Genomic DNA, 4159 nt, shown 5'->3' on the forward strand with positions numbered 1-4159 from the left:
AGCCCGGCAGGACGTGTTCGATTACATCGAGATGTTCTACAATCCGGTCCGCAAGCAGGTCAGGAACGGGATGCTGTCCCCCGCACAGTTCGAACGGCAGCAGATTTTGAAAGCAGAAGGCGTCTAGAAAACTAGGGGCTACTCACAATATGCCAATCGGCGCGTCACGTGGCGAATATGACCGTCCCGGAGACTGACGCACTCTCGCAAAATATAACCATTTTTGATCAGAAGCGGACGAACGGCGTGGACCGGAACAGCCCGCAGCCAGTTAAGGTCATCACGATCTCGAAGGATCTGGAAGTTGGCACGGCGGCAACTCCCATGCACCATTGGTGCGGGATCAAACGCAGACGGCAGGTAGGCAATTCCTGGCCTTTGTGGCCATAATCTCGGTCCAGTTTATGATCGCCATTCCGACGACCAACCTTTGAACTGCGACGCCGCTCTTTATCCGATCGAGATATGCAATTTTCTCTGGAAACCCTGTGCGTAGCCGCGATTAGCCTGACGGCAGTACATCAATGCACGTCGCCTCAATATTCTCGTTCTACTGACCGAATTTTCCAGCCCAGCGGATCGCGTTCGTAAGGATGCGGCGATAATTTGGATCGTCGTAGCTTTCCGGCAAATGTCCGAGCGCCGAGTAGACGACACGCCCCTTGGTGGCTGGATTGGTCCAAATCACCGGATGCGATCCCATCGTCAGCTTGGCGCCGGGGTGGTAGCTCGCCTCGTCGATCCGGGCGAGTATCGTCATGCCCTGCATTTTCGGGTTCGCATCGAAGGAATACCATTCATCGACGGGCGCCCAAGGCATGGTCACGCCAGCCATGACGGGATGCCGTGGTTGGTCGACGATGACTTGCGCGGATTGAAACTGATCCTCGCCTCCCGGATGCCCGATGAATTTGGTGCCGATGATCGTCCCGGTATACCAGGGCGCCTTGTGGCTGTTGTCTCCGGCCGCGTGCAGCGCCACCACGCCACCGCCGCGCGCGACGAACCGCGCAAAGGCTGATCGCTGCGCCTCGGTCAGGAAATCACCGCTCGCACTGTTGAGAATGATGACGGAAAAATGCCGCAGTTGTTCGTCGTTGAAGATTGCCGCATTTTCGGTGGTGTAGCTGGCATGTCCCAGATTGGCAGCAATATCAGCCAGGACCATGTTGGAATGAGGTATATGCTCAATATGCCGCCAGCCATTGGTCTTGGACAGGATGAGCACCGCATGCTTCAGGTTTTTCGGAAGAGTCGGGGCGGCAGTGTCATAGGTGGGCGCAGGCAGATGAGGGTTGGGCGCCGCCTGTGCCATGGTCAATAGCGCGATGGTCGCGAACATTCTGTACATCGTCTCTCCTTTGGCGCGCTGGCCCATGACGCTGCTTGTCGGGTCAGATTACCCCAGCCTGCATCTGCTTGACCGCCTGATCGGCGGCTCGGGCGGTCATCGCCATGAAAGTCAGTGATGGATTAACGCAGGACACAGAGGCCATTTGCGCCCCATCGGTGATGAACAAATTGGCGGCGTCATGCGCCTGGTTCCATTTGTTCAGGACCGACGTGGCGGGATCATGCCCCATTCGGGCGCCGCCCATTTCATGGATCGCCTCACCTGGCACATGCTTGCCGCGACCGCCGGTCACGTTCGTAAGCCCCGCTTGGCGCAGCATCAGCATGCCCTGTTCCAGCGCATCGTCCATCATCCTGATTTCATTGTCGCGGAAACGGACGTCGAAGCGCAACAGCGGCGTGCCGAAGCGATCGGTCTTGCTGTGATTCAGCATGACGCGATTATCCTCATAAGGCAGGCATTCCCCAAAGGCGCCCATGCTAAAGCGCCACGGGCCATATTCGCGCATCCCGTGCTTCATGGACAGGCCAAAGCCTTCGGGCGCGGACGCCTGGCGGCCGGCGCCGCCCTGGAAGCCGTAGCCGCGCTTGAAGGGCAGATCCTCCGCTTCCAGATTGCGGAAGCGCGGCACATAGACGCCGCCGGGCCGTCGGCCATATTCGACAAATTCGCTCATGCCCGGAATGTCGCCCGACACGCCGACACGGAAGATATGATCCATCACCGCGCTGCCGAGCGCACCGTTGGAATGGAAATAGCTGCGTTCGCTGCCTGCCGGGCGGGAGTTGAGCAGGATGTGGAGCGAACTCATCGCCGATGCGCACAGAAAGACCATGCGGGCCTGAACGACTTCCACCTGGCCAGTATTGGCGTCGACCATCCGGACGCCGGTGACGCGCTTTTGGGCTGGGTCATATTCCAGGTTCGTGACCCAATTGTCCGAACGCAGCGTCAGCCGACCCGTGGCGCGGGCGGCGGGCAGTGTGACGGCCTGTGTCGAGAAATAGGCGCCGAAACTGCAGCCCCGGTCACATTGTGCCCGCTTCTGACAGCGGGTGCGATTCTGCTCGGGCTTATCTTCTGTGATGTTGCTGAGGCGCGCGTTGATCAGCTTGCGTCCGGGAAATTCGCTTTCCAGCCGTTCCTTCAGCCATTTTTCGGCGACGTTCATCGGAAAGGGCGGCATGAATTCACTGTCGGGAAGATAAGGCAGATTTTCCCGAGCACCCGAAACGCCGATATAATTTTCGACATAGCTGTACCAGGGCGCGACATCGTCATAGCGGATGGGCCAGTCGGTCCCCACGCCCTCCTTCTTGTTGGCCTCGAAATCGGCCTGGCTCCAGCGGAAGCTCCAGCGCCCCCAGGTCAGCGACTTGCCACCGACCACTGACGGGCGAACCCAGTTGAACTTGTTGGGCGCGTCATAGTCGTAGGGGTTGAGCCGGTCGTTGATGAAGAAGGGCTGGGTGGCGGGCGAGACCCAGCCGTTGAGCGCGAAATAATCGCTTTTGGCAAGGGCGGCCGGCATCCTGCCACGTGCTGGAATGTCATAGGCTGACTTGCCGTCGAAGGGATAATCTTCCCCATGTTCGACCATGCGACCGCGATCGACCATAAGGACGCGCAGCCCCTTTTCCGTAAGCTCCTTTGCGGCCCAGCCGCCGCTGACGCCCGAACCAATGACGATAGCGTCGAAACGATCTGTTGCTGCCATGATTTTGCCCTTCCGATGAGCATGTCGGAAATGAATGGATCGAGGATCGAAGGCGATTGCCCGCCCTATGAGGAGAATATCCGCTTGACCTTCGCATAGGGATAGGCCCCGTCATATTCGCCGGGGATGGGCAGATATTCGCGTTCCTGCGTGATGCCGATTTCGGACGTGTAATAGCCGGTGATGACAAACTGGCGGAACGCCTCGAAAAAGGGAGTTCCTCCTGACAGTTCGCCGTTCATCGCAAGGGTCAGCAATGCGTCCTGCTGCGCGGCCGAGGCTTGTACGGCCGGCTTTTTATAATCGGCCATGCTGCGGGCATCGATCGCGGCCAGGCCGTCGAAGATCGTTGCCCGTTCATCGGTGATCGCCCAGTCGCCCAGCATATGTTCGATATATTCGGGCACGCCTGCAGCAATGGCGCCGGGCGTATCGGATGTCGGCAGGATGCGTTCGCTCAGCGCCGTGACCAGCGCTCTTTGTCCGGGCGTGAATATGATCTCAGGTGCGCCGGTATTGATGACCGGGTTCGGCTGGTAGGCGATGGCCCGTGCAAGCGGGGCGAAGATGTTCGCGCCCAGCACGCCGACGATGGACGCGAGCGCTGCTCTGCGGTCCATTAATGCCCCCCATCACGAAGATCGTCGGCCGGGCGGAATTTCTCAAGTTTAGATATGGATATTGAAACCGCAAATGCAAAAATAGATAGCGCTATCATTTTGGCGCAATTTGCAGATGCACAAGAGTATCTCTTGGTCATTTCCCTCACCCATTTATATTATTAGTCTCGCAAAATAGGCATGAAATGACATGCCAGTCAATGACATTGCATGAGGTCGCGCCCATTTTGGTTAGCGATATCAATATTGTTGTGCCAACTAATCTTGCGCCTGGCTGGTCGCGATGGAGGCCAACCAGCAGCACCGGCAGTACAGGCACTGGCTGGCAATCCGACGCAGATTGAACCGCCCCGGGTTTGCCGGAGGCTATTTGGTTTAAGTTACGCAGCCATGGGGACGTCGTCCAGCATGGCGTAGTACAGTTCCTCAGCTTCAGCCGGCGGGATATTGCCGATGGGTTCGAGCAGG

At 58.3% G+C, this 4159-nt stretch carries 4 protein-coding genes; 1 reads left to right on the plus strand and 3 read right to left on the minus strand.

Features of this window, described 5'->3' with window-relative positions:
• Positions 1–127, plus strand: a 127-nt coding sequence (locus CG471_RS29095; protein WP_218964300.1) for an IS3 family transposase, incomplete at its 5' end; no start/stop codon positions are given.
• 423 nt (positions 128–550) lie between these two features.
• Here the strand turns inward: CG471_RS29095 and CG471_RS29100 are convergent.
• From CG471_RS29100 to CG471_RS29110, 3 genes are all read right to left on the minus strand, one after another.
• A complete protein-coding gene (locus tag CG471_RS29100; RefSeq protein ID WP_099234578.1) occupies positions 551–1351 on the minus strand; it encodes a ThuA domain-containing protein in 801 nt (266 codons plus the stop codon).
• A gap of 43 nt (positions 1352–1394) precedes the next feature.
• Positions 1395–3071: a GMC oxidoreductase gene (locus CG471_RS29105; protein ID WP_099234579.1), complete on the minus strand. Its 1677-nt coding sequence runs from the start codon at positions 3069–3071 to the stop codon at positions 1395–1397.
• A gap of 65 nt (positions 3072–3136) precedes the next feature.
• Positions 3137–3691, minus strand: a complete 555-nt coding sequence (locus CG471_RS29110) for a gluconate 2-dehydrogenase subunit 3 family protein (RefSeq protein ID WP_099234580.1) — start codon at positions 3689–3691, stop codon at positions 3137–3139.
• Positions 3692–4159 lie beyond the last annotated feature (468 nt).

Origin of the sequence: Sphingobium sp. IP1, from assembly GCF_002708645.1 — a bacterium.
In the GTDB taxonomy this organism is placed as follows: Bacteria; Pseudomonadota; Alphaproteobacteria; order Sphingomonadales; family Sphingomonadaceae; genus Sphingobium; species Sphingobium yanoikuyae.